Source organism: Mycobacterium sp. Aquia_216, from assembly GCF_026723865.1.
Classification (GTDB): Bacteria; Actinomycetota; Actinomycetes; order Mycobacteriales; family Mycobacteriaceae; genus Mycobacterium.
Map to the genome: position 1 here is coordinate 5,989,176 of NZ_CP113529.1, position 23,499 is coordinate 6,012,674.

Consider the following 23,499-nt stretch of genomic DNA (forward strand, 5'->3'; position numbering starts at 1 on the left):
TGGCCTACCTCTAGACTCGGCACACGGACTAGGTAGGTACCCATATCACTTCGTTGGAAAGCTGAAGAGGCAAAGTGGACGAGATCCTGGCAAGGGCAGGAATCTTCCAAGGGGTTGAACCCGGCGCAGTCACCGCACTGACCAAGCAATTACAACCCGTCGACTTCCCGCGTGGACACACCGTTTTCGCGGAAGGGGAACCAGGCGATCGCCTGTACATCATCGTCGCGGGGAAGGTCAAGATCGGTCGCCGATCACCCGATGGCCGGGAGAATCTGCTGACGATCATGGGCCCGTCGGACATGTTCGGCGAATTGTCGATCTTCGACCCGGGACCCCGGACTTCGAGCGCCACCACGATCACCGAGGTGCGCGCGGTATCGATGGACCGCGACGCATTGCGGGCGTGGATCGCCGATCGGCCCGAAATCGCCGAGCAATTGCTCCGGGTCCTCGCCCGACGGCTGCGTCGCACCAACAACAACCTGGCCGACCTCATCTTCACCGACGTGCCCGGCCGGGTGGCTAAGCAGCTGCTGCAGCTCGCCCAGCGTTTCGGGACTCAGGAGGGTGGCGCGATGCGGGTGACCCACGACCTGACCCAAGAGGAGATCGCCCAGCTGGTTGGCGCATCCCGGGAAACGGTCAACAAGGCGCTCGCCGATTTCGCCCACCGCGGGTGGATCCGCCTGGAGGGCAAGAGCGTGCTGATCTCGGACTCCGAGAGACTGGCCCGCCGAGCGAGGTAAGCGCGGACGTCGTCCCGGCCGGCGCCCGAGCCTGAAATTGTGCAGGCCTCGACTCGCACTTCTCCTGCGAAACCTCAGTCTCGGCGACGGTGTCCGATCTCGGCGGCGTTCACTCTCGGCGCAGATAGTCCAGTTGCGCCTGCACGGACCATTCGGCTGCGTCCCAAAGCTTCTCGTCGACGTCGACATAGACGTATTCGACGATCTCACGGGCGGTGGCGTCGCCGCCCAGGTCCCACAGCGCAGCGCGCACCTGCTCCAGGCGCTCATGGCGGTGCGTCAGGTAACCGGTGGCGACGGACTCCAAGTCGGCCAGGTCGGGACCGTGCCCGGGCAACACCGTGCGTCGGCCCAGGCCGCGCAGCCGCCGCAGCGACTCCAGGTAATCGGCCAGGCTGCCATCTTCGTTGTCGATGACGGTGGTGCCGCGGCCGAGCACGCTGTCCGCCGTCAATACCGCGTCGTCCAGCAGGAATGACAGCGAATCGGCGGTATGGCCCGGCGTCGCCATCACCTTGATCTTCAGGCCGGCGGCATCGATGACCTCGCCGTCGACAAGCTCACCGCCGAGTCCGCGCAGGAACCCGCTGCCGGCCGAACGCACGGTCGCGCCGGTGAGCTCGACCAACTTGTCGATGCCATCGGTGTGGTCACCGTGCCGGTGGCTGATCAGGACCAAAGCAATTCGGCCCAGCGACGCGACCCGGGCGATGTGCTCGTTGTCGTCGGGCCCCGGATCCACGATGACCAACTCGTCGCTGCGCGGTCCGCGCAATACCCAGGTGTTGGTGCCCTCCAGCGTCAGCAAGCCGGGGTTGTCGGCCAGCAGAACCGAGGCAGTGTCGGTGACCGCCCGCAACCTGCCGTATGCGGGATGGATCAGCGGCTCACCGGTTTCGGTCACGGCCCTTCGCCGACCTCCACGATCAATTCGACTTCGACTGGCGCATCCAGTGGCAGCTCGGATACGCCCACCGCCGAGCGCGCATGCGTGCCTTGCTCGCCGAACACCTCAGCGAGCAGGTCGGATGCGCCGTTGATGACGCCGGGCTGGCCGTTGAAGCCTGAGGCCGAGGCGACGAACCCGACGACCTTGACCACCCGGGTCACCGCGTCGATACCCACCAGCGAGTTCACCGCGGCCAGCGCGTTGAGCGCACAGACCCGCGCCATCGCCTTGGCATCCTCGGGACTCACGCCGGCGCCGACCTTGCCGGTCCCGGCCAACTTTCCCTCCACGATCGGCAGCTGACCCGAGGTATAGACCAGATTGCCGGTCCGCACCGCGGGCACGTAGGAGGCCAGCGGTGCAACCAACTCCGGAAGCGAAACACCGAGCTGCCCTAGCCGGGCCGAAGCGTTCATGTGGCCGAGTCCTCTTACTTAGGGTTACTTAGGGCGCTTCAGATAGGCGACATGTTGCTCGCCGGTCGGCCCGGGCAGCACCGCCACGAGCTCCCAGCCGTCTGCACCCCATTGGTCGAGGATCTGTTTGGTGGCGTGCGTCAACAGCGGAACCGTGGCGTATTCCCATGGGGTCGGTTGGCTCATGACGCGAGCTTATCGGTCGGACTTGAACACCACTGGCCAGCCCGGTAGAAGGCGATCCGATGTAGGTACCCGATTTGCCGGGGCCGAGAAGGGCTCGGGCTAGCATGCGATGGTGGCAACCATTTCTCGCGGCAGCGCTGCCGTCGGCTGGCCGGCACGCTTGTCGAAGGCCCGACTGCACTTCGTTACCGGCAAAGGCGGGACGGGCAAATCGACCATCGCGGCCGCGCTCGCGCTGACCCTGGCGGCGGGGGGCCGCAAAGTCCTCCTCGTCGAAGTGGAAGGTCGCCAAGGAATTGCGCAACTCTTCGACGTTCCGCCGTTGCCCTACGAAGAGGTCAAGATCGCGACCGCCGAACGGGGCGGCCAGGTAAACGCGTTGGCGATCGACATCGAGGCCGCGTTCCTGGAATACCTCGACATGTTCTACAACCTCGGAATCGCGGGACGCGCGATGCGCCGCATCGGAGCGGTCGAGTTCGCGACGACAATCGCACCGGGCCTGCGGGACGTGTTGCTCACCGGCAAGATCAAAGAGGCGGTAGTGCGCCTCGACAAAAACAAGCTCCCGGTCTATGACGCGATAGTTGTCGATTCGCCACCGACGGGTCGGATCCCACGCTTCCTGGACACCACGAAGGCGGTGTCCGACTTGGCCAAGGGTGGTCCGGTGCACTCGCAGGCCGACGGCGTGGTGAAGTTGCTGCACTCCGACCAGACCGCCATTCATCTGGTGACGCTGTTGGAAACCCTGCCGGTGCAGGAAACGATGGAAGCCATCGAGGAACTTTCCGAGCTGGACCTGCCGATCGGCAGCGTCATCGTCAATCGCAACATTCCGATGTACCTGGAGCCTGGCGATCTGGCAAAGGCCGCCGAAGGCGATGTCGACGCGGACTCGGTGCGAGCCGGGTTGAAGACGGCCGGCATTGAGCTCAGCGATACCGACTTCGCCGGCTTGTTGACCGAAACCATCCAGCACGCCACCCGCATCACGGCACGCGCGGAGACCGCGCAACAGCTCGACGCCTTGAACGTGCCGCGATTGGAGTTGCCGGCAATTTCCGACGGCGTCGACCTGGGCAGCCTCTATGAACTGTCGGAATCGCTTGCTCAGCAAGGAGTTCGATGAGCGTCACACCGAAAGCACTTGATATGGCCGCAATCCTGGCCGATCGATCCAATCGGGTCGTGGTTTGCTGTGGCGCCGGCGGTGTAGGGAAGACGACTACCGCAGCCGCGATGGCGTTACGTGCAGCCGAATACGGCCGCACTGTATGCGTTTTGACGATCGATCCTGCTAGACGACTGGCCCAAGCGCTGGGGGTCAACGATCTCGGCAATACTCCGCAACGGGTCCCGCTGGCGCCCGAGGTCTCCGGCGAGCTGCACGCGATGATGCTCGACATGCGCCGCACATTCGACGAAATGGTGATCCAATACTCCGGCCCAGAGCGGGCACAAGCGCTGCTGAACAACCAGTTCTACCAGACCGTGGCGACGTCGCTCGCTGGCACGCAAGAGTACATGGCAATGGAGAAACTGGGCCAACTGCTGGCGCAGGACCGCTGGGATCTGATCGTGGTGGATACTCCGCCGTCACGCAATGCGCTGGATTTCCTGGATGCGCCAAAACGGTTGGGTAGCTTTATGGATAGCCGGCTGTGGCGGCTGCTGCTCGCGCCGGGCCGGGGCATCGGGCGGTTGGTCACCGGCGCAATGGGTTTGGCGATGAAGGCACTGTCGACCATTATGGGTTCGCAATTGCTCAGTGACATCGGATCTTTCGTGCAATCACTGGAAGCCACGTTCGGCGGTTGGCGCGAGAAGGCCGATCGCACCTATTCGCTGCTGAAACGGCGCGGCACCCAGTTCGTAGTGGTGTCGGCAGCCGAACCCGACGCGCTGCGCGAGGCATCCTTCTTCGTCGACCGGCTGTCGCAGGAGAGCATGCCGCTGGCGGGCCTCATCCTGAATCGCACCCACCCGATGTTGTGCGTATTGCCGGTGGAGCGGGCAATCGACGGCATCGAGTCCCTGAAGACTGGCGCAGACCCCGAGGCCGCCGCGTTGGCCACGGCCGTCCTCACGATTCACGCCGACCGGGGCCAGACCGCCAAGCGGGAGATCCGGCTACTGTCGCGATTCACCGGGGCGAACCCGAATGTGCCGGTCGTCGGCGTGCCGTCACTACCGTTCGACGTGTCGGATCTGGAAGCCCTGCGTGCGCTGGCCGATCAGATCACCGCGGTCGGCGACGATGTGGCCCGCACTGTGGACGGCTGAACACCCGTCAAAAAACACCTCTGCCAGGAGCGATGCGGTCGGCGCCGCGAACCGCTGAGCGGTTGCCAAAAAATGGGGCGGCTGGTGACGATTGCACACGCGCCTACTAATTGCGGCGAATTGCCATCTCACACAAGCGAGTTCGCGTTAGCATCGCTATTGGACACGCGGTAAATCTGCTCAACGCTGTAACAGAAATGTAATAGCGAGTTCGGGCCTACCAGCCCACCCCGACGGGCGTTAGCTGACGCCTCGGTTCCGGCGCTTGTCGAAGAAATCGGACCAGGAAACCACCTCGGGATGCTGCTTCAGCAAGGCCCGGCGCTGCCGCTCGGTCATGCCGCCCCAGACGCCGAACTCGACCTTATTGTCCAGCGCATCCGCACCGCATTCCTGCATCACCGGGCAGTGGCGGCAGATCACCGCGGCCTTACGCTGAGCGGCGCCCCGAACAAACAGCTCATCGGGGTCAGTGGTCCGACATAGCGCTTGGGACACCCAGGCGATTCGATCTTCAGCCTCTACACTGCGGAGTACCCCCTGTGCTGCCGCAATGTTGGTTCGGCGCGCCGCCGGTCGTGTTCCTGACACGAGCTGTTCCCTTCCTCCCGGTCGCTATTCACGACCGCCCTCCTTGGGTGGCAGACCGTTGCTGGCGATCCGCACCACATCGTGCTGATCGGTGTTACCTGAATCTCACCGTCTGTATAAGTTAGGTGGTCACGGGCCAATTGCGCAACAGTCTGATAACGCTTTTTTTGGGACGGGCGTGCCGTCTTGTCATTGAGCGTAAGCCCAGTCATGAGATTGAGTACCCCTTTTGGGTGGCTGATATGTAACGCGATCGAAAACATCCCATCCCGATGCACAGCAAAGCTGCTGGTCACGCGTTCCAGATCCGTTGCGCGGATCGACGGCGTGTCGGGCGACAAGGGGCGGTTACTGTAGTACGCATGTCAGACCGCCCGCCGGCAACTCTCACGATTCTTAAGCTGGCTGGATGCTGCGCGCTGGCCAGTGTGGTCGTTACGGCGCTGATGTTTCCCTTGGCAGGCGGGTTGGGACTGATGTCCAATCGGGCCTCCGAAGTAGTGGCCAACGGCTCGGCCCAACTGCTCGAGGGACAGGTACCCGCTGTCTCGACGATGGTCGACGCGAAGGGCAACACCATCGCGTGGCTCTACGAGCAGCGCCGGTTCGAAGTGCCCACCGACAAGATCGCCAACACGATGAAGCTGGCGATCGTCTCGATCGAGGACAAACGATTCGCCGAGCACAACGGCGTGGACTGGAAAGGCACGCTGACTGGGCTGGCCGGCTACGCGTCCGGCGATGTCGACACCCGGGGAGGTTCGACGATCGAGCAGCAATACATCAAGAACTACCAACTATTGGTGACCGCCAAGACCGATGCGGAAAAGCGCGCGGCCGTCGAGACCACCCCGGCCCGCAAGCTGCGCGAGATCCGGATGGCGCTCACGCTCGACAAGACCTTCACCAAGCCGGAGATCCTGACCCGCTACCTCAACCTTGTCTCCTTCGGCAACGGCTCGTTCGGCGTGCAGGACGCGGCGCAGACCTACTTCGGTATCAACGCGGCGGATCTGAACTGGGAGCAAGCGGCGCTGCTGGCGGGCATGGTGCAGTCGACCAGCACGCTCAACCCCTACACCAACCCCGACGGGGCGCTGGCCCGGCGGAACCTGGTCCTCGACACGATGATCGACAACCTGCCGCAGGAGACCGACGCGCTGCGTGCGGCCAAGGCAACGCCGTTGGGAATCTTGCCGCAGCCCAACGAGCTGCCCCGCGGCTGCATCGCGGCCGGCGACCGCGCATTCTTCTGTGACTACGTCCAGGAGTACCTCTCGCGCGCGGGCATAAGTAAGGAACAGGTGGCCAGGGGTGGCTATCTGATCCGCACCACGCTGGACCCGGACGTGCAGATCCCGGTCAAGGCGGCCATCGACAGATTCGCCAGTCCGACCCTGCCGGGCATCTCGAGCGTGATGAGTGTGATCAGGCCTGGCAAGGATTCGCACAAGGTGATGGCCATGGCCAGCAACCGCACCTACGGACTCGACGTCGATGCCGGCCAAACCATGCGGCCGCAGCCGTTCTCGCTCGTCGGCGATGGCGCGGGATCGGTGTTCAAGATCTTCACCACCGCCGCCGCGCTGGACATGGGTATGGGCATCAACGCCACGCTCGAGGTGCCGTCGCGGTTCCAGTCCAAGGGCCTGGGTAGCGGTGGGGCCAAGGGCTGCCCCAAGGACACCTGGTGCGTGGTCAACGCCGGCAATTACCGCGGCTCGATGAACGTGACCGAGGCGTTGGCCACCTCGCCCAACACCGCGTTCGCCAAGCTGATCTCACAGGTCGGGGTGACGCGCACGGTCGACATGGCGGTCAAACTCGGGTTGCGGTCCTACGCCGATCCCGGCACCGCCCGCGACTACAACCCCGACAGCAACGAGAGCCTGGCCGACTTCGTCAAACGCCAGAACATCGGGTCGTTCACTCTCGGCCCGATCGAGGTGAACGCCCTGGAGCTGTCGAATGTCGCGGCCACGCTGGCCTCGGGCGGTGTGTGGTGCCCGCCCAACCCCATCGACAAACTGATCGACCGCAATGGCAACGAAGTCGCCGTGACCACCCAGACCTGCGACCAGGTGGTGCCCGAAGGGTTGGCGAACACCCTGGCCAACGCGATGAGCAAGGACGCTACAGGCGGCGGGACCGCGGCCGGTTCGGCCGGCGCCGCGGGATGGGACCTTCCGGTGTCCGGTAAGACGGGCACCACCGAGGCCCACCGCTCCTCCGGGTTCGTCGGCTTCACCAGCCGCTACGCGGCGGCGAACTACATCTACGACGACTCCACCTCCCCGACGGACCTGTGCTCGGCCCCGCTGCGCCACTGCGGCGAGGGCGACCTGTACGGCGGTAACGAGCCGGCGCGGACCTGGTTTACCGCAATGAAGCCGATCGCCCTGAGCTTCGGCGACATCAAGTTGCCGCCGACCGATCCTCGCTACGTCGAAGGCTCACCGGGCTCACGGGTGCCGAGCGTCGCCGGCATGGACGTGGACGCCGCACGCTCACGCCTCAAGGAGGCGGGCTTCCAGGTCGCCGACCAGACCAATTCGGTCAACAGCACAGCGAAGTTGGGCGAGGTAGTCGGGACGTCGCCCGCCGGCAATACGATTCCCGGCTCTGTCGTCACCATTCAGGTCAGTAACGGCATCCCGCCGCCCCCGCCGCCGCCGCCGGACGGTGTGCCGCTGCCGATCGGTTCGCAGGTCGTGGAAATCCCCGGGCTGCCGCCGATCACCATCCCGCTGCTGGCGCCACCGCCACCACCCGGGCAGCCGCCACCATAGGCGCGCACCGGCGCGACACACGCTCCTGATTCAGCGGCCCGCAGTAAACTGCGGGCATGGCTGATGTGTTGCCCGCCCTGATCCGCACCGGTGCCGTCGCGCTGGGTTCGACCGTCGCCGGCGTCGGTTATGCCGCGGTCGTCGAGCGGAACGCGTTCGTCTTGCGCGAGATAACGATGCCCGTCTTGTCGCCGGGTTCCACACCGCTAAGAGTGCTGCATATCAGCGATCTGCACATGCTGCCCAGCCAGCGCCGCAAGCAGGCGTGGCTGCGTGAGCTGGCCGGCTGGGAACCGGACCTGGTCGTCAACACCGGCGACAACCTGGCCCACCCCAAAGCGGTCCCCGCGGTCGTCCAGGCGCTGGGGGATCTGCTCTCGCGACCGGGTGTCTTCGTCTTCGGCAGCAACGACTACTTCGGACCGCGCCTGAAGAACCCGCTGCACTACCTGACCAACCCGTCCCACCGGATAAAGGGAGAACCACTGCCCTGGCAGGATCTGCGGGCGGCGTTCACCGAGCGTGGCTGGCTCGACCTCACCCACAATCGCCGCGAATTCGAGGTGGCCGGCCTGCATCTCGCCGCGGCGGGCGTGGACGACCCGCACATCGACCGCGACCGCTACGAGACGATCGCGGGTCCGGCCAGCCCGGCGGCGAATCTGCGGCTGGGATTGGTCCACTCGCCCGAGCCCCGGGTGCTGGATCGCTTCGCGGCCGACGGCTACCAGCTGGTGATGGCCGGACACACGCACGGCGGCCAGCTGTGCCTGCCGTTCTACGGCGCGCTGGTGACCAACTGCGGCCTGGACCGGACCCGGGCGAAGGGGCCGTCACGCTGGGGCGCCAACATGCAGTTGCACGTCTCGGCGGGGCTGGGCACGTCCCCGTTCGCGCCGGTGCGCTTCTGCTGCCGGCCCGAAGCGACGCTGCTGACGTTGATCGCCGCCCCGATGGGTGGACGAGACTCGAGCAGCAACCTGGGCCGCTCACAGCCCGCGGCATCGCTGCGTTGAACGATCAGACCCAGATCGCAGTCCGTGGCCTGTCACGAAGCTGGACGGACAATGCGATCCGGCTGATCGAGGCCGATGCCCGTCGCAGCGCCGACACTCACCTGTTGCGCTACCCGCTGCCTTCGGCCTGGTCCACGGACCTCGACGTCGCGCTGTATCTCAAGGACGAGTCGACTCACATCACCGGCAGCCTCAAGCACCGGCTGGCGCGTTCGTTGTTTCTGTATGCCCTGTGCAACGGCTGGATCGGCGAGCACACCACCATCGTGGAGGCGTCGTCGGGTTCGACGGCGATATCCGAGGCGTATTTCGCGTCGCTGCTGGGCCTGCCGTTCGTCGCCGTGGTCCCGGCGAGCACCAGCACCTCCAAGCTGGCACTGATCGAATCACAAGGCGGCCGTTGCCATTTCGTGGAGAACTCCAGCGAGGTGTACGCCGAGGCGCAGCGCGTTGCCCAGGAGACCGGCGGCCACTACATGGACCAGTTCACCAACGCCGAACGGGCCACCGACTGGCGCGGCAACAACAACATCGCGGAGTCGATCTTCGTGCAGATGCGCGAGGAGAGGCACCCGATCCCGGAGTGGATCGTGGTCGGCGCGGGCACCGGCGGAACCAGCGCGACGATCGGCCGCTACATCCGCTACCGGCGACACGCCACCCGGCTGTGCGTTGTCGACCCGGAGAACTCCGCGTTCTTTCCCGCCTACGCCCAAGAGAAATACGACCTCGTGATCCCGGCGTCGTCCCGCATCGAGGGCATCGGGCGGCCGCGGGTGGAACCGTCGTTTCTGCCCGATGTGGTGGACCGGATGGTCGCGGTGCCCGACGCCGCGTCGATCGCCGCAGCACGCCACGTCAGCGCCGTGCTGGGGCGGCGGGTGGGACCGTCGACGGGCACCAACCTGTGGGGCGCGTTCGGCCTGCTGGCCGAGATGGTCGCCGCGGGCCGCAGTGGCTCGGTGATCACGCTGATCGCCGACAGCGGCGACCGCTATGCCGACACCTATTTCAGCGACGAGTGGGTCGGCGCGCAGGGGCTCGACCTCACCGGTCCCGCCGAGGCACTGGTCGAATTCGAGCGCAACAGCGGCTGGACCTAGCCCTCAGCCAGCGGTTTGGGCAGTCGACGGGCGGGTGCGATAGGCTGTCGAGGCTTCAAGCGGGGTGTGGCGCAGCTTGGTAGCGCGCTTCGTTCGGGACGAAGAGGCCGTGGGTTCAAATCCCGCCACCCCGACCACTGCAAGACCCGGGTTCTGCACCCGGGTATGCGTGGCTAGCACGCCGCGGGACGCCGGCCTGTGCGGCGAGCCGCAACAAGCGTCACCTCGCCGAGGTGGGCGCCCCGCATTAAACTTGGACCGCATGGCATCGGTCAGGTCGATCACCCAGCAGCGGGATACTCGCCTGCGCGTCGCCCACCTTCCCGATCGTCGGGCAAGCGATGAATTTCCTTACCACCCAACCCTTTTGGAGATCGCCCAACGGCAGCAGGAGCTCGACGCATGGGAGGCGATGCAGGTCGGCGGCTATCGATTCGCCAAACCCGGCACGATTATCAGTTTCCTGATCTCCGCCGTGATGCTGTTCCTCGCGTTCACCCCGGTCCCACCGAACTGGCCCTGGAATATCCCGCTGGTCATCGTGGCCATTTTCGGCGCCGTGGCGACGGTGGTTTGTGGCCTTTTATGGTTCGACAGGCCGAAGGCCGGATCCCGCCCGGAGCTGCTGGCGATCGTGCCGTTCTCGCGGGCAGAAAACCTGCACCTGATGAACACCCAACCCGTCGAGCCGTACCTCGCGACCTGCACCTGTCCCGGCTGCGGCGATCTGTCCACCCATCTGGTTCGCCAGCCCGACGAGGGTGATCCGGACTGGTCGAAAGTCACCCGGCAGTGCCGGATATGCGGGCGGGAATGGGCGCAAGACTAGACGGCGCGTGATGTGCGAGGGCGGTGCCGCACCGGGTTCAGTGCTCGGGCTGCAAGCCTGATCGAGCGCCGCACTATCCGTTCCGCCTTGTCGTCGACGCTGCTGAACTCGCCTTCACGCAACAGTGTTCAGCACGGCAATCAGCTCTCGCATCGAAAAGCTCACGCCCACACGGCGTTTGACGCCGCCACCGAAGGGAGGTCAGGCGTAGGTCTGCGGGTCGCGGTGCGGGCAACCCGGGTGGCCTGAAGCCGTTCGCCGGATTCTCCCGATGACTACGCGCACCGCTGCGGCTCGGCCTCGCACAGCGGCGTCGCACCGCGGAAGCGATAGCGGTGTGCCGACACCCAGTGATAGATGGCGTTCTGCACCGCGCCAACGCCGGGGATTCGGTAGATCCAGAGCGGGGCGCGGGTGCCCAGTGACGCGGCCAGAGCGGCATTCATCGCGTGCGCTCCGTCGAAGATCGCGCCGGAAGAGTCCACCCACCATGCCGATTCCAGCATTCGGTCGTCGGTAACCCCGAGCCGGTCGGCCATCCCGGGTGCTTGCATCGGTTCGATGCGCAGCATGCCAGTCCGATCCCACCGAACGAGCGCGTTGGCCGCCCGGGTACACACCCCACACCGGCCGTCAAAAACTAGTACGCCGTGCATCCATCGATTGTATTTCTCGACGCGCTAAGCACAATCGGTGCAAATGGGCAGCCCCGAGCTGGACAGGAGCATCCGGTGTCGGTGCTGAACCAGGAAGCAGCTCGTGCAGGTGAACTCGTCGGACTGCTGCGGAATCACCGTCACGGCCAGTTCTTCACCGGACAAATCCGCGCCGGGCAGCTCGAAGAAGTGCACATCGTTGGGGTCCTCGTCGACCACTGCCGTGGATGGCCCCGACAAGTTGGGATCCAGTTGTCGTAGCTCGGACGGCTCCTGGTTGTCGATGTCGGTCACTCGGCGCGCGTCGTAGTCGCTGGCAGTCTTCATGGGCATACCTTCCTGCTGAATGGGGCGGGATGACGCACGTCCGATGTACTCCCCCGTGGCAAAGTCGATACCCCAATCTGGGGCCCCCCACACTGGTCAAACCGAAGAAAATTGCGTACCCGACAATCGAGGGCGCGGGGCACCCCGCTGCAGGCCCGAGCGCACATGATCAACTGCTCGGCGGGGGCGTCGGGGCGATCGAACCCGCCGCGGCGAGCTGCAGTTCGGCCTCGTGGGCGTGAATCTGCCATCCCAAGCCCGCAGCGCCGAAGACGACCGCCAGAATCACGGCCACCGCCGCTATGCCACCGCCACCCGCCGCCAACTCATACAGCCCAAAACTCAAGGCGGTCACCGCGACTGCGACCGCGACCACGCCGGGAACGTTTGCGGTGTTTTTCAGCGATTCGCCGGCACGCTGATGCGTCGTCGGTGCGTGGTCAACCGGATAATCCATCTCAACCCCTCACGAAATGCGTCGTGTTCTAACGCCGTTCACGTTCGGGGGGTGCGTTCGGTTCAAAGCCCTGCAGACGGGTATGCCGCAGCGATGACTGTTCCCGCTGTCCTGTTCGACGTGGACGGAACCCTGGTCGATTCCAACTATCTGCACGTCTACGCCTGGCAGCGAGCCTTTGAGTCGGAAGGCATCTCGGCGGCGGCCTGGCACATCCACCGCTGCATCGGGATGGACGGCTCGAAGCTGGTGCGCACCCTTTCCGACGACGCCCCGGCGGATGTGCAAGAACGGCTCAGTGATGCACACAGCCGCTACTACCGGCAGCTCTCGTCCCTGCTGGCACCGTTGCCGGGCGCCCGGGAGTTGCTGCGCCGCGTCGCCAATCTGGGCCTGCAGGTAGTACTGGCCAGTTCGGCACCCGAGGACGAACTCGAGATGCTGCGCAAGGTGCTCGGCTGCGATGACGTGATCGCAGCGGCGACATCGTCCCGCGACGTCGACACCGCCAAGCCCGAGCCGGGAATCGTGCAGGTGGCGCTGGACCGGGCCGGAGTGGCACCCGGGGACGCGGTGTTCGTCGGCGACGCAGTCTGGGACGCACATGCCGCCAAGGCCGCCGGGGTACCGTGCATCGGAGTGCTGAGCGGCGGCATCGCCGACAGCGAATTGCAGGCGGCCGGGGCGTCCCCGATCTTCGCCGACCCGCAGGATCTCCTGGATCATCTGGAATCCACCCGCATCGCGGCGCTCGCGCACCGCCGTTGACTGCTATTCGCCGTGGGTGCGCAGCGACAGCGGTAACAACCACCAAAAGGTGGTGAACAGCGTGAGCGCACACGCTCCCGCAATCAGGCCCGCCGTCGTCCCGGCAACCGCGACAAAGATGATGACCGTTACCCCGGTCAGCGCCAGCCCGAGCAGCGCCAGCCCGGCATAGGCACAGCGGTGCGCGGCCGACACGAGAACCTGCAGGCGATGCCGCCGAAACAGCAGCCGATGAATGCCGACCGGGGCGATCAGCAGCACCGTCGCTCCCACCGAACATCCCACCGTCACCAGATATGCGATCCGCATCTCGTGGTCGAGCACGTCGAACCGCTGCTGGAACGGCAGCGTCAAGAGGAAACCGGTGAGCAGCTGGACGCCGGTCTGCACGACGCGCAGCTCCTGCAACAGGCTGTTCCAGTTGCGATCCAGCCGCTCGGTTTCGGTTTCGCCACGCGTGTCGCGATCCCAGCGCTGGTCGTCCTCCGGGTGATCGACATCCATGTTCGCGATCATCGCACCGAACGCGGCGGCCGCGTTTGCAGGGCACGCCAGCAAACCATGCGCCGGGCAGCAGGTGATCCTGCTGCTCACCGACGTTGTCCGTTAGAGGACATCGCCACACAGGTCGGCCCGCCGACGGTGTGCCGTAGCTGGCGCAGGCCGGTACCCGCGCCCTGGGCCAGCAGTTCACCTTGTCGGTCGTTCCGTTCGCCGACAGCTATATCGCTCGGGAGAAAGCGCGGCTGCGCGAGGTCGACGCCGCCGTCGACTTGGCCCGGGCAACCGCGATGATCTGGCCGACGTCGACAGGTGGATCTGGAGCGCACTGGCCACGGCCGCGCTCGTGGAAACACTGCTGAGGCGAGGCGCTGGCCAAAGACGTCGAGGATGCGCGGTCCGCGATCGACCGACTCAGCGCCGCGCCGACCGACGCCGGGTATGTGCTGAATGAAATCACCGTGCTTCGGTTGCGGACGTTACTGGCCCAACCTGGCGGGCACGGCGCCGCGTACCGGGCGCATCGGGATAGCTATCGGGCGATGGCTACCTCGCTCGACTTCACGGGCATATCGCCATCGCCGAGGCTACGACGTGGGAGTGACGTCAGCGGTTGAGTTTGCCGTCTCGCACTCCGGTCAAGGCGTCGTCCAGCGTCGGATACAGCGGGAACGTCTTGTCCAAACCGGTCAGGTGGATCGGGCGTCTGGTCGCCGGACCCCGCGCGACCACGCCAAACTCCGCCGACTTGCCGAGTTTCTCGTAGGTCGCCGCCAGGATCTTCAGTCCGACCGAGCCGAGGAACTCCACCGCGGAAAGATCGATGACCAGCGCCGACGGCCCTTCGGCTACGACCGTGCCGATGGCCTGCTCCAGGGCCGGAGCGGTGACCAAATCGATTTCACCGCTCACACTGACCACGGAGACCCCATCGTGGTCCGCAACCAACGTGGTGATCGAATCAGGAGCTGACAATGGCGATCCTTCGTCCGGGCCTTAATTGTGGTGCAAGCCTAACCTGCCATGCGAACTGCGAGAAGAAGAAGACCTCAACACCTGCCCCGCGTCCAATCAGGCTAGTCTCCCCATAGAACGTGCGCACTGCGGAGCGCGACGTGGCACCCGGGAGGCCAGATGTCAGATTCCAGCAGCACCGGCACGACCGCAAGTATCTCCAGCGAAGGTCTTCTTCCCCAGTTAGTTCAGCATTTGCGGCAGAACCGCACCGCGTTGCGCGAGGAGTGGGCCCGCCGGATCACCGAGGCGGAATTGCTGACCGCGATGACGCCCGAGGAGATTTTTTCCGAGGCTACCGCCGTCTACGACAACTACGTCGAGGTGCTCGAGACGGGTAGCGTCGAGGCGCTGCAGGACTACGCCCGCGACCTGTCGGAACGCATCATTCCGCGCGGGGTGGAGACGGACGAGGTGCTCGGTATCGTGCTGCTGCTGCGCGACGTCCTGGCCCGCTCGCTGTTCGAGAAGTACCAGACCGACTTCGACATGCTCAACCGGGTGCTGGACGCCTACGAGCCGGCGGCCAACCGCATCGCCAATACCGTGGGCGTGTCGTTCGTGCAGGAACGTGAGCGGATCATCCGCCAGCAGCAGGAAGCCATCCGCGAGCTCTCGACACCGGTGCTGCAGGTGCGTGAGCAGCTGCTGATTCTGCCCATCATCGGTGTGCTGGACAGTCAGCGCGCCCGTCAGGTGACCGAACAGCTGCTGCGGGCCATCCGCGCCAACCGCGCAAAGGTCGTGGTCATCGACATCACCGGTGTGCCGACGATCGACTCCACCGTGGCAAACCACCTGGTACAGACGGTCGACGCGTCCGGGTTGATGGGTGCCAGCGTGATCATCACCGGCTTATCCTCGGAAATCGCCCTGACGCTGGTGACGATCGGCCTGGACCTGTCGAAGATGAACGCCGTCGGTGACCTGCAGGGTGGTATCGAGGAAGCCGAGCGCCTGTTGGGCTACGAAGTCACGCGCACCGGCGAGCAGACCGGGTGAGCAGAACGAACGCGGGCGCCAGATGCCAGTACCCATCCTGAAACAGGGCTCTATTCTCATCGCCACCGTGCAGGCGGCCCTTTCCGACTCCGACACGGAACGACTGCGGTACGACCTGATGGAGCGGGTCAGCCGGTTCCGCGCGCAGGGCATCATCGTCGACGTCACCGCCATCGACGTGATGGATTCATTCGCCGCCCGGTCACTGCGGACGATCGCGCACATGACCCGGCTGCGCGGCGCCAATACCGTGATCGTGGGTCTGTCCCCAGAAGTCGCATTCGCGATGGTCCAGCTGGGGCTGACCTTCGATGACATGCACACCGCCCTGGATCTCGAAGAAGGCATCGCGTTGCTGAATCGTCAACGCGGGCTGAGGAAATCAACGATCGGGCGCGACGGTGGCGTGTGACATCGTCGTCGACATCAACAACCCCGACGACATCGTCGACGCCCGCAAAGCAGGACACCAGCTCGCGCTAGACCTCGGCTTCACGCTTACCGACGTCACCATGATCGCCACCGCCATCTCCGAAATCGCACGAAATATCACCAGCTACGCGGGTCGCGGCGTCGTACGGGTCATGGTGGCCGAGCGCGAGAACCGCCAGGCGTTGGTGGTTCGCGCCGAGGACGACGGTCCGGGCATCGCCGACATCGAGCGGGCGATGGAGGACGGGTACTCGACCGGTCGCGGGTTGGGCATGGGCTTGCCGGGGGCGCGCCGTTTGATGGACCGACTGATCGTGGAATCCGCACTCGGCAAGGGGACGGTCATCGAGATGTGGAAGTGGGTTCCCGGCCGTGCGTGAAAACGGACGACTAGGACCGATCGAGTGGGCGAACGTGGGGCGCCCACTACCCGGCGAGAACACCAGCGGCGACCGCAAGATCGCGACCGGTATCGACGACGGTGCCGCGCTGTTCGGTGTAATCGACGGCCTCGGTCACGGTCCTGACGCCGCGGCCGCCGCGACGCGCGCCGTCGATGCGTTGCAGCGGTCCGCGGGCGAGCGGCTGGAAGTCCTGGTGCAGCTCTGTCATCGCGTGTTGGACGGAACCAGAGGAGTCGCGATGACCTTGGCGCGGGTGGATTTCGCGGCCAATACACTCACCTGGACCGGGGTCGGAAACGTCAGCGCCCACCTCGTCTCCAAGGATGTGACCGGCGTCCACATTCGATCCAGTGCGCGCCTCGCCGCCGGCATCGTCGGCTATCGAATCCCGGAAATCCGGCCTGCCCAGGTGGTTTCGCTGCGGGTCGGCGACTTGATCGTCCTAGCCAGCGACGGTATCGCCGAGGATCATCTGGACCACATCGACTTCGCCGCTTCCGCCACGGTGATCGCCGACCACATTCTGACTAAACACGCAAAGGAAACCGACGACGCCATGGTGCTCGCCGCACGTCACCGGGGAACCTCGACATGACCACTGCAGAGGAGTTCCACACTCAATATCTCGCCGCGCTGCGAACCTATTTGGACGCGAGCGACGATGACATCCTGACCGTCGCCCACGAGCTCGGCCGCCGGGCATTGCAAGAACAAATCAGCATGCTCGACATCATCGAGAACCACGTCCGGCTAGTCCTCGAACTGTCAAGGGACATCCAAATCGACGCACCGGTCGCACTGGAATTCCTGTTACAGACGCTGGCACCGCTCGACGTCGCGACTCGGGGCTTCCTTGACGGCACCAAGCGCTACGCCGAACAACGTGCCCGCGCCGATGGGCTTGCCGACCGCGACAAATTCCGCACGGCCCTGGTGAATTCGTTGCAAGAGGGTTTCTTCGTCGCGGATCAGGAAGGCTCCATCATCGAGATGAACAACGCCTTCATCGAGATTCTCGGCTATCCGGCCGAGGGCTTGCCCTACCGGTGGCCGCATCCATGGCTGGTCGACAAGAAGACCGCGCGAGAACACCAATCCCGCGTCCGGAGCGAGGGCGGCACCCAGTACGAGACTCCGATTCGACATCGAGACGGGCATCTTGCCTGGGTGATGGTGAGCATTAACGCCGTCAAGGAAACCGACACCGACCAATCGGTTTTCGTGGGGACGATTCGCGACGTCACCGCGGAACGGGCATTCGCCGCGCGAGAGAGCGCGGTCCTGCGCCTGGCCACCGCGGTGGCGATAGCCAAAAGCGTTGCAGAGCTGTTGGCGATCACCCTCGACGAATGCCGTACGGCGATTGGCGTACAGCGCGTGATCGCCGTGACCTGGCCGTCCGGCGACGGCGAGCCTTCCGTTCAGGTGGCAGGCGAGCCCGCCGAAACAACTTGGCGCGGAATGGATCCCTGGTTGCGCGACGTATTTCAGGACGCGCGCCAACAGCTGCCGCTGACCGCCAAAACCATCGAACGGCCGAACAAGCCCGGCAAGACGCAGGGATTGGTCGCGGTGTTGTCCGGCAGCGGAGACCTCGCCTTGTGGCTGGAGCTCGGTGCACCGCGCTGGATCAGCGCAGAGGATCGACTCTTGCTCACGGTGCTGATCGGTCACCTCAGTCTGGCCATGCAGCATGTCCGGCAGTTCGAGAGCGCCCGCGAGACGTCGCTGACATTGCAACGCGCGATGCTCCCACCGGTGGAGCCGCCGCCGGGCTTCGCGATGCGCTACGAACCCGCCGTCCCGCCGTTGGAAATCGGGGGCGACTGGCATGACGTGCTGCCGATCGGCGATCACCGCATCGGCATCGTCGTCGGCGACTGCGTGGGTCGGGGGCTTCCGGCCGCCGCGATCATGGGTCAGTTGCGCAGCTCGGCGCGGGCCCTGCTGATCAACGGTGCCCAACCCGCGCTGCTGCTCGAGCAACTCGACCTGGCGGCATCGCTCATTCCGAATGCCTACTGCACCACCGTTTTTCTGGCGATCCTGGATACCGAATCGGGCGTCTTGGAGTACAGCAACGCCGGTCACATGCCGGCGGTTGTCGCCGGACCGTCGGGCACCACGGTCTTGACGGATGCCCGGTCGGTGCCGCTCGCGGTCCTGCGCGACGAACCTCGCCCGCAGGTTTCCCGGCGACTGCCGTCCGGTTCGACGCTTATGGTGTTCACCGACGGCCTAGTCGAACGCAAGCACGAGTCACTTGACGACGGAATCATTCGCGCAGCAGATGTTTTGGTGGAGACGATGGCGTTGCCACTGGATGCCGTCGCGGATGCGGTGCTTCGTGAGCTGGCTCCGGCAACGGGATACGATGACGATGTGGCGATGGTGATATACCGACACCAGCAGGCGCCGCTGCGGATCGAAACAAACTCCATCGCAGACGAATTGGCCAGTATTCGGCATCGCCTGGCCGATTGGCTCAGAGCCGCTGACGTCCCGCGGGAACTGGTCGACGACATCGTGCTGGTGGTCAACGAAGCGTGCACCAACTGCGTCGAGCACGCGTACCGCGGGCACGGCATCGGGATTACCCTGCTCGAAGTGAAAACCGTAGACGGCGAAGTCCGCGCCCGCATCACCGACCACGGTTCCTGGAAACCGCCGGCGATCAACCCGGGCAACAGCGGACGGGGCCTCATCCTGATGAGGGCCATCAGCGACACGATGGAAATCGACAGCACCCCCACCGGAACCACGGTCGACATCACGTTCCTGCTCCCGACAGGGTCTGCGGGGGTCGATCACTGGTCCGGCGGCCGCTAGCGTGGCGTCAAGCCGGCGCGCTTACACCGTTTGCGGCAACTCCGATCGTGGTATCCCACGGCGTGACCCGTGCGTCTACCACGCTCGAACCCGCCTTACCGGCTGCACACGGCCCGCTGTCCACGGCTGTGCAACTCGCGCTGGCCGGACCTCCGTCCGGAGATCATCTCGCGCGGGTCAGCGCATCCGTGCGCGATTCGGATCCCTATGGCCTCGACCTGCAACTGGCCTTGTGCATGTGTTACGAGCTGCACTACCGGGGTTTTGCCGGCGTCGACCCGGCCTGGGAGTGGAACCCCGACCTGCTGCACCTGCGCGCCGAACTCGAGCGTGCCTTTCTCGCCGGTGTGCGCCGCGACGTCGGTCCCATCGAACCCAACCGCACCTCGGCTGTGGAGATGGAAGCGATTTCCGTCGAACCCGTTGACGGCACCGGCCCCTCCTACTACCTGCGCGACACCGGGACGTGGGAGCAGATGCGCGAATACTTCGTGCATCGATCGATGTATCACCTCAAAGAGGGCGATCCGCACGCCTGGGCGATTCCCCGGCTGACGGGCGGCGCCAAGGCGGCATTCGTGGCCATCGAATTCGACGAGTACGGCGCCGGGCAGCGTCAGCGGGCACACCAGCAGCTGTTCGCGGATCTGTTGACGGCGGCCGATCTGGACGAAACCTATCTGGGCTACCTCGACGCCGTCCCCGCCGAAGCGCTTGCCGTGGTGAACTTGATGTCGCTGTTCGGTTTGCACCGCCGGCTGCGTGGTGCGGCCATCGGGCATTTCGCCGCCACGGAGATCACGTCGTCGCCCGGCTCCCGACGAATTGCCGAAGCCCTGGAACGGATGGGCGCACCGCGGGCTTGCGGCGCGTTCTACCGCGAACATGTCGAGGCCGACGCCGTGCACGAACAGGTGGTACGCCTCGATGTGGTCGGCGATCTCGTCGCACACGATCCCCAGCTGGACCACGACGTCATTTTCGGGATGCGCGCATTGACGGTGGTCGAAGATCGCCTGGCGGACAAGATGCTGACATCCTGGAAACAGGATCACTCGTCGCTGCGGCGACCGCTCAATTAGCCCTCAATTAGGCTTTGCGCCAACGCCTTCGACCTGCCGGCAGCGCCGGTGGCTGGTGTCGCACAACGGAAATTCCCTGCTCCGCCCGCAGGTGCAGATGGCCACCATGAATCGGTCGGATTCGACGACGGCGCCGTCATCGACTTCAATGCGCACTGGCCCCTGCACCAGGATCGGGCCTTTGGGCACCACGCGCACCCGCGTCCCGCTCATAGCTTGTCCGCCCGGATCACCACCAGATCCTCTTCCCGGCAGCCGCGCCGCACCAGGCCAATCTCCTCCAGCCAGCCGGCCCGCTGCATCAGCACGGGGCCAAATGGAATTCTTTGGCAGGCAACCACTTCGGCGTCCAATCCGGTCGATCGCAAGCAGTCCAGCGAACGGTGCACACTAGCCAGAGCCGACTGCGCTAGCAGTAGGGAACCGCCGTCGCACAATAGGTTTGACGCCGACGCGCAGAGCGGGTCCAGCACCAGCCGCCCGTCGGAACCGGCATTCCATGCCCACGACGGGCCGATACCCGGCGTGACGATGTCGATGTCGTCCTCCGGCGGAGTCGGCACGTAAGGCGGGTTGGCCACCACCACCTCGAACGGCGCGCACCCCAGGGCGGCGATCAGTGAGCCTTGCCGAACGTCGATGTCGACTCCCGCGATAATCGCGTTGCCTTCGGCCGAATGCACCGCATGCGGGCAGATGTCGAATGCCGTGACACTGGCACAACCCATTTCGGCCGCGGCGATCGCGGCAAATCCGCTTCCCGTACACAGATCTAGGACTCGGCGACCGGGGATCAATCCGCTGTATTGCATTGCGCTAACCAGCAATCGAGAGTCGTCTTGAGGCTGATACACCGCAGGCACCGCCAAAAGGTCAGGAGTGAGGGGATACGTGCTGGTCAACGGTGGGCCTCTCGGGTAATCACCGTGGCGATCACGGCATTGTTTGTGGATAATTCCCACAAACAATGCGTTGAAACGGCCAACCCGCCTGCCGCTGGCTTAACCCGTTGCAGCGTGCGCGAATTGCTTGATGAGGGTCGCGCAAAAGGCCGGCAGGTCTGCCGGCGAGCGACTGGTGATCAAATTGCCGTCGATGACGACTTCCTCATCGACGACACGCGCGCCCGCATTGCGCAGGTCGGTCCGAATGCTGGGATAGGAGGTGAGGGTTCGTCCGGAAACTACCCCCGCTTCCACCAGCGTCAACGGCCCGTGACAGATGGCTGCGACCGGCTTTCCCGAGCCCACGAAGTCACGGACGAACGAGACGGCGGTCGCGTCCATGCGCAGCTTGTCGGGGTTCACCGTGCCGCCAGGAAGAACCAGACCGTCGAACTCGTCCACCGAGGCGGCCGAGACCGCACGGTCGACCGTGAACCGTCCCGCCGGTTCGAGATCGTGCTCGCGCGCCTGGATTTCCCCGGCCTTCAACGAGAGAACTTCGACCCGGGCGCCGGCCTGTTTCAGAGCCGCACGTGGCTGTTCGAGTTCCACCTTTTCCACGCCGTCAGTCGCAAGAATGGCGATTGTCTTGCCCTGCAGTTCGTTTGGCATCGTATTCTCCTTTCACGGATGGTCTTCGCGGATAGCCAGGCTAGGGCGATTCCGACCGCAGCGCCGCTAGTAAAGGTTCTGCCGCTTCTTTGAGGAACAGATCTTGTGTTTGACCGCCGATCTGGATCAGCGCGATGTCGGTGAAGCCGGCTTCCCAGTAGGGCCGGACGGCGTTCACGATCGCGTCCAGGTCCGGTCCGCACGGGATGGCATCGGCGACGTCTTCGGGACGCACGAACTGGGTCGCGCCGGCGAAACCGGCCGGCGTCGGCAAGTCGGCGTTGACCGCCCACCCACCGCCGAACCAGCGGAACTGGTCATGCGCGCGTTCGATCGCGGCGTCACGGTCGGGATCCCAGCACACCGGTATCTGCCCGACCACTCGGCCGCCTTCGGTTCCGTTGGCGGCCTGCCGGGCCATATGCCAGGAGTCCACCAGGTCCTTGTCGGGCTGCACCGCGATCAGATGATCGGCGAGCTTGGCGAACTTCTCGACGCTCTTCGCGCCGCTCATCGCCACGCCGAGACCGACCGGAATCTCGGGCACGTCCCACAGCCGCGCGGAGTCAACCTGAAAATAGTCGCCGCGCCAGTTCACCAGCCGGCCGCCGAACAGCTCGCGGATGATTTTGATGGCTTCGCGCAGCATGTCTTGGCGCCGATCGATGGTGGGCCAGCCCTTGCCGACAACGTGTTCGTTGAGGTTCTCCCCGCTACCCAATCCGAGCGTGAACCGCCCATCGGCAAGGATCTGCACGGTGGCGGCCTGTTGGGCGACGACCGCGGGGTGATAGCGGATCGTCGGGCAGGTGACATAGGTGTACAGGTCCACCCGCTCGGTAGCGTGTGCCACGGCGCCCAGCACCGCCCAGGCGTTGGGCGCATGCCCCTGTGACGTCAGCCACGGCGAGAAGTGGTCACTGCAGACCTCGAAGTCAAATCCGCGCTGCTCGGCCGAAACCGCATATTGCACAAGATCTTTGGGCCCGCTCTGCTCGGTCATCAAGGTATAGCCGAACTTGGTCATAGCAGCACGGGTACCCGGGTCCGACGGACGCAAACCACCCGCCGCGAGCGGTTAAAGCCGCTCTTTGACCGCCGCCGAGAGCCGGGCACCGTCGGCTTTGCCGGCCGCGATCGTGGTCGCGGCCTTCATGACCTGTCCCATCTGCTTCATGCCGGGGCGCTCGCCGATCGCCTCAGCAACCTGGGCGATGGCGGTGTCGACCACGTCAGCTACCTCGGCCTCGGTGAGCGGCGCGGGCAGATACTCGTCGATGATTCGCGCCTCGGCGTGCTCGTTGGCGGCGAGCTCGCCGCGGCCGTTTTGGGTGTAGATCTCGGCAGCCTCGCCACGCTTGCGGGATTCCCGGGCGAATACCTTGAGGATTTCGTCATCGGTGAGTTCCCTCGCCTGCTTGCCGGAAACTTCCTCGGTCTGGATCGCGGCCAGCAACATGCGCAGGGTCGCGGTCCGCAACTTATCCTGGGTCTTCATCGCCCCGGTGAGGTCCGCCCGAAGCCGGGCTTTGAGTTCCGCCATGCTGGAGACGCTAC

The 23,499-nt window shown here is 65.1% G+C and carries 28 protein-coding genes, 1 tRNA gene and 1 pseudogene; 15 read left to right on the top strand and 15 right to left on the bottom strand.

Annotation, left to right across the window (positions count from 1 at the left end; translation table 11 throughout):
* The first annotated feature begins 74 nt into the window (after positions 1-74).
* Positions 75-749, top strand: a complete 675-nt coding sequence (crp, locus tag OK015_RS28155) for a cAMP-activated global transcriptional regulator CRP (protein WP_007772229.1) — start codon at positions 75-77, stop codon at positions 747-749.
* Positions 750-858: 109 nt separating this feature from the next.
* Here crp and OK015_RS28160 read toward each other — a convergent pair whose 3' ends face one another.
* Genes OK015_RS28160 through OK015_RS28170 form a run of 3 tightly spaced genes read right to left on the bottom strand, consistent with a single transcriptional unit; the run spans position 859 to position 2,300 of the window.
* A complete protein-coding gene (locus tag OK015_RS28160) occupies positions 859-1,653 on the bottom strand; it encodes an MBL fold metallo-hydrolase (RefSeq protein ID WP_268128209.1) in 795 nt (264 codons plus the stop codon).
* On the bottom strand, positions 1,650-2,114 hold the full coding sequence (locus tag OK015_RS28165) for a RidA family protein (RefSeq protein WP_268128211.1): 465 nt from the start codon (positions 2,112-2,114) through the stop codon (positions 1,650-1,652). The genes OK015_RS28160 and OK015_RS28165 overlap by 4 nt, the downstream gene beginning before the upstream one ends.
* A 24-nt stretch (positions 2,115-2,138) precedes the next feature.
* Positions 2,139-2,300 carry a DUF4177 domain-containing protein gene (locus OK015_RS28170; protein WP_090607515.1) on the bottom strand — a complete coding sequence of 54 codons (162 nt, stop codon included), beginning with the start codon at positions 2,298-2,300 and terminating at the stop codon, positions 2,139-2,141.
* Between the two features lie 109 nt (positions 2,301-2,409).
* On the opposite strand from OK015_RS28170, the gene OK015_RS28175 reads away from it, so the two are divergent.
* A complete protein-coding gene (locus tag OK015_RS28175; RefSeq protein WP_268128214.1) occupies positions 2,410-3,432 on the top strand; it encodes an ArsA family ATPase in 1,023 nt (340 codons plus the stop codon).
* Positions 3,429-4,586: an ArsA family ATPase gene (locus OK015_RS28180; RefSeq protein WP_268128215.1), complete on the top strand. Its 1,158-nt coding sequence runs from the start codon at positions 3,429-3,431 to the stop codon at positions 4,584-4,586. Before OK015_RS28175 ends, OK015_RS28180 begins: the two co-directional genes overlap by 4 nt.
* 240 nt (positions 4,587-4,826) lie before the next feature.
* Here the strand turns inward: OK015_RS28180 and OK015_RS28185 are convergent, their stop codons facing one another.
* Positions 4,827-5,177: a WhiB family transcriptional regulator gene (locus tag OK015_RS28185; RefSeq protein WP_268128217.1), complete on the bottom strand. Its 351-nt coding sequence runs from the start codon at positions 5,175-5,177 to the stop codon at positions 4,827-4,829.
* Between the two features lie 362 nt (positions 5,178-5,539).
* Between OK015_RS28185 and ponA2 the strand changes: the two genes are divergently transcribed.
* The 5 genes from ponA2 (at position 5,540) to OK015_RS28210 (ending at position 10,914) form a co-directional block, all read left to right on the top strand.
* On the top strand, positions 5,540-7,966 hold the full coding sequence (gene ponA2, locus OK015_RS28190) for a transglycosylase/D,D-transpeptidase PonA2 (protein WP_268128218.1): 2,427 nt from the start codon (positions 5,540-5,542) through the stop codon (positions 7,964-7,966).
* Positions 7,967-8,022: 56 nt separating this feature from the next.
* Positions 8,023-8,982, top strand: coding sequence for a metallophosphoesterase (locus tag OK015_RS28195; RefSeq protein ID WP_268128220.1), 960 nt, complete (start codon positions 8,023-8,025; stop codon positions 8,980-8,982).
* Positions 8,979-10,085 (top strand): PLP-dependent cysteine synthase family protein, encoded by a 1,107-nt coding sequence (locus OK015_RS28200; protein ID WP_268128221.1) that lies wholly within the window; start codon positions 8,979-8,981, stop codon positions 10,083-10,085. Before OK015_RS28195 ends, OK015_RS28200 begins: the two co-directional genes overlap by 4 nt.
* Positions 10,086-10,145: 60 nt before the next feature.
* Positions 10,146-10,222: transfer RNA gene (locus OK015_RS28205), tRNA-Pro, on the top strand.
* 125 nt (positions 10,223-10,347) lie between these two features.
* Positions 10,348-10,914, top strand: a complete 567-nt coding sequence (locus tag OK015_RS28210) for a hypothetical protein (protein WP_268128223.1) — start codon at positions 10,348-10,350, stop codon at positions 10,912-10,914.
* Here the strand turns inward: OK015_RS28210 and OK015_RS28215 are convergent.
* From OK015_RS28215 to OK015_RS28230, 4 genes and pseudogenes are all read right to left on the bottom strand, one after another.
* Positions 10,911-11,133 (bottom strand): annotated as a pseudogene (locus OK015_RS28215) (cytochrome P450); the annotation flags it as partial. The gene OK015_RS28210 and the pseudogene OK015_RS28215 sit on opposite strands and share 4 nt — an antisense overlap.
* Before the next feature lie 56 nt (positions 11,134-11,189).
* The gene (locus OK015_RS28220; protein ID WP_268128225.1) at positions 11,190-11,570 is read right to left on the bottom strand and encodes a thiol-disulfide oxidoreductase DCC family protein; all 381 of its coding nucleotides are present in this window, start codon (positions 11,568-11,570) and stop codon (positions 11,190-11,192) included.
* A 24-nt stretch (positions 11,571-11,594) separates the two neighbouring features.
* Positions 11,595-11,897 (bottom strand): DUF4193 domain-containing protein, encoded by a 303-nt coding sequence (locus tag OK015_RS28225; RefSeq protein WP_268128227.1) that lies wholly within the window; start codon positions 11,895-11,897, stop codon positions 11,595-11,597.
* Positions 11,898-12,066: 169 nt separating this feature from the next.
* Positions 12,067-12,354, bottom strand: coding sequence for a hypothetical protein (locus OK015_RS28230; RefSeq protein ID WP_268128229.1), 288 nt, complete (start codon positions 12,352-12,354; stop codon positions 12,067-12,069).
* Positions 12,355-12,447: 93 nt separating this feature from the next.
* Here OK015_RS28230 and OK015_RS28235 point away from each other — a divergent pair, with 93 nt between their 5' ends.
* Positions 12,448-13,122: an HAD family hydrolase gene (locus OK015_RS28235; protein WP_268128231.1), complete on the top strand. Its 675-nt coding sequence runs from the start codon at positions 12,448-12,450 to the stop codon at positions 13,120-13,122.
* A 3-nt stretch (positions 13,123-13,125) separates the two neighbouring features.
* Here OK015_RS28235 and OK015_RS28240 read toward each other — a convergent pair whose 3' ends face one another.
* Positions 13,126-13,626 carry a DUF6328 family protein gene (locus tag OK015_RS28240; RefSeq protein WP_268133172.1) on the bottom strand — a complete coding sequence of 167 codons (501 nt, stop codon included), beginning with the start codon at positions 13,624-13,626 and terminating at the stop codon, positions 13,126-13,128.
* A 603-nt stretch (positions 13,627-14,229) separates the two neighbouring features.
* Entirely contained in the window at positions 14,230-14,598 is a 369-nt protein-coding gene (locus OK015_RS28245; protein WP_268128233.1) for an STAS domain-containing protein, read from the bottom strand.
* 159 nt (positions 14,599-14,757) lie between these two features.
* On the opposite strand from OK015_RS28245, the gene OK015_RS28250 reads away from it, so the two are divergent.
* The 6 genes from OK015_RS28250 to OK015_RS28275 all read left to right on the top strand — a co-directional run bounded on the left by OK015_RS28250 (position 14,758) and on the right by OK015_RS28275 (position 20,386).
* Positions 14,758-15,639, top strand: coding sequence for an STAS domain-containing protein (locus tag OK015_RS28250; protein ID WP_268128235.1), 882 nt, complete (start codon positions 14,758-14,760; stop codon positions 15,637-15,639).
* Between the two features lie 22 nt (positions 15,640-15,661).
* Entirely contained in the window at positions 15,662-16,051 is a 390-nt protein-coding gene (locus OK015_RS28255; protein ID WP_268128237.1) for an STAS domain-containing protein, read from the top strand.
* Positions 16,041-16,451: an anti-sigma regulatory factor gene (locus tag OK015_RS28260; RefSeq protein WP_268128238.1), complete on the top strand. Its 411-nt coding sequence runs from the start codon at positions 16,041-16,043 to the stop codon at positions 16,449-16,451. The genes OK015_RS28255 and OK015_RS28260 overlap by 11 nt, the downstream gene beginning before the upstream one ends.
* Entirely contained in the window at positions 16,444-17,070 is a 627-nt protein-coding gene (locus OK015_RS28265) for a SpoIIE family protein phosphatase (RefSeq protein WP_268128240.1), read from the top strand. Before OK015_RS28260 ends, OK015_RS28265 begins: the two co-directional genes overlap by 8 nt.
* Positions 17,067-19,304: a SpoIIE family protein phosphatase gene (locus OK015_RS28270; protein ID WP_268128241.1), complete on the top strand. Its 2,238-nt coding sequence runs from the start codon at positions 17,067-17,069 to the stop codon at positions 19,302-19,304. Before OK015_RS28265 ends, OK015_RS28270 begins: the two co-directional genes overlap by 4 nt.
* 62 nt (positions 19,305-19,366) lie before the next feature.
* Positions 19,367-20,386 (top strand): iron-containing redox enzyme family protein, encoded by a 1,020-nt coding sequence (locus tag OK015_RS28275; RefSeq protein WP_268128243.1) that lies wholly within the window; start codon positions 19,367-19,369, stop codon positions 20,384-20,386.
* Positions 20,387-20,389: 3 nt separating this feature from the next.
* Here the strand turns inward: OK015_RS28275 and OK015_RS28280 are convergent, their stop codons facing one another.
* From OK015_RS28280 to OK015_RS28300, 5 genes are all read right to left on the bottom strand, one after another.
* Positions 20,390-20,599, bottom strand: a complete 210-nt coding sequence (locus tag OK015_RS28280) for a CDGSH iron-sulfur domain-containing protein (protein WP_268128245.1) — start codon at positions 20,597-20,599, stop codon at positions 20,390-20,392.
* A complete protein-coding gene (locus tag OK015_RS28285; RefSeq protein WP_268128246.1) occupies positions 20,596-21,288 on the bottom strand; it encodes a HemK2/MTQ2 family protein methyltransferase in 693 nt (230 codons plus the stop codon). Before OK015_RS28285 ends, OK015_RS28280 begins: the two co-directional genes overlap by 4 nt.
* 99 nt (positions 21,289-21,387) lie before the next feature.
* Positions 21,388-21,942: a type 1 glutamine amidotransferase domain-containing protein gene (locus tag OK015_RS28290; RefSeq protein WP_268128248.1), complete on the bottom strand. Its 555-nt coding sequence runs from the start codon at positions 21,940-21,942 to the stop codon at positions 21,388-21,390.
* 40 nt (positions 21,943-21,982) lie between these two features.
* Positions 21,983-22,969 (bottom strand): LLM class F420-dependent oxidoreductase, encoded by a 987-nt coding sequence (locus OK015_RS28295; protein WP_268128249.1) that lies wholly within the window; start codon positions 22,967-22,969, stop codon positions 21,983-21,985.
* Between the two features lie 51 nt (positions 22,970-23,020).
* Positions 23,021-23,485, bottom strand: coding sequence for a GatB/YqeY domain-containing protein (locus OK015_RS28300; RefSeq protein ID WP_268128250.1), 465 nt, complete (start codon positions 23,483-23,485; stop codon positions 23,021-23,023).
* Positions 23,486-23,499: the final 14 nt, after the last annotated feature.

Excerpts from the sequence above, each read along its gene's own strand:
- OK015_RS28165 (WP_268128211.1), bottom strand. The coding sequence starts at position 2,114 with ATGAACGCTTCGGCCCGGCTAGGGCAGCTCGGTGTTTCGCTTCCGGAG.
- OK015_RS28170 (WP_090607515.1), bottom strand. The coding sequence starts at position 2,300 with ATGAGCCAACCGACCCCATGGGAATACGCCACGGTTCCGCTGTTGACG.
- OK015_RS28175 (WP_268128214.1), top strand. The coding sequence starts at position 2,410 with ATGGTGGCAACCATTTCTCGCGGCAGCGCTGCCGTCGGCTGGCCGGCA.
- OK015_RS28180 (WP_268128215.1), top strand. The coding sequence starts at position 3,429 with ATGAGCGTCACACCGAAAGCACTTGATATGGCCGCAATCCTGGCCGAT.
- ponA2 (WP_268128218.1), top strand. The coding sequence starts at position 5,540 with ATGTCAGACCGCCCGCCGGCAACTCTCACGATTCTTAAGCTGGCTGGA.
- OK015_RS28195 (WP_268128220.1), top strand. The coding sequence starts at position 8,023 with ATGGCTGATGTGTTGCCCGCCCTGATCCGCACCGGTGCCGTCGCGCTG.
- OK015_RS28210 (WP_268128223.1), top strand. The coding sequence starts at position 10,348 with ATGGCATCGGTCAGGTCGATCACCCAGCAGCGGGATACTCGCCTGCGC.
- OK015_RS28220 (WP_268128225.1), bottom strand. The coding sequence starts at position 11,570 with ATGCACGGCGTACTAGTTTTTGACGGCCGGTGTGGGGTGTGTACCCGG.
- OK015_RS28225 (WP_268128227.1), bottom strand. The coding sequence starts at position 11,897 with ATGAAGACTGCCAGCGACTACGACGCGCGCCGAGTGACCGACATCGAC.
- OK015_RS28230 (WP_268128229.1), bottom strand. The coding sequence starts at position 12,354 with ATGGATTATCCGGTTGACCACGCACCGACGACGCATCAGCGTGCCGGC.
- OK015_RS28235 (WP_268128231.1), top strand. The coding sequence starts at position 12,448 with ATGACTGTTCCCGCTGTCCTGTTCGACGTGGACGGAACCCTGGTCGAT.
- OK015_RS28240 (WP_268133172.1), bottom strand. The coding sequence starts at position 13,626 with ATGGATGTCGATCACCCGGAGGACGACCAGCGCTGGGATCGCGACACG.
- OK015_RS28250 (WP_268128235.1), top strand. The coding sequence starts at position 14,758 with ATGTCAGATTCCAGCAGCACCGGCACGACCGCAAGTATCTCCAGCGAA.
- OK015_RS28255 (WP_268128237.1), top strand. The coding sequence starts at position 15,662 with ATGCCAGTACCCATCCTGAAACAGGGCTCTATTCTCATCGCCACCGTG.
- OK015_RS28270 (WP_268128241.1), top strand. The coding sequence starts at position 17,067 with ATGACCACTGCAGAGGAGTTCCACACTCAATATCTCGCCGCGCTGCGA.
- OK015_RS28280 (WP_268128245.1), bottom strand. The coding sequence starts at position 20,599 with ATGAGCGGGACGCGGGTGCGCGTGGTGCCCAAAGGCCCGATCCTGGTG.
- OK015_RS28290 (WP_268128248.1), bottom strand. The coding sequence starts at position 21,942 with ATGCCAAACGAACTGCAGGGCAAGACAATCGCCATTCTTGCGACTGAC.
- OK015_RS28295 (WP_268128249.1), bottom strand. The coding sequence starts at position 22,969 with ATGACCAAGTTCGGCTATACCTTGATGACCGAGCAGAGCGGGCCCAAA.
- OK015_RS28300 (WP_268128250.1), bottom strand. The coding sequence starts at position 23,485 with ATGGCGGAACTCAAAGCCCGGCTTCGGGCGGACCTCACCGGGGCGATG.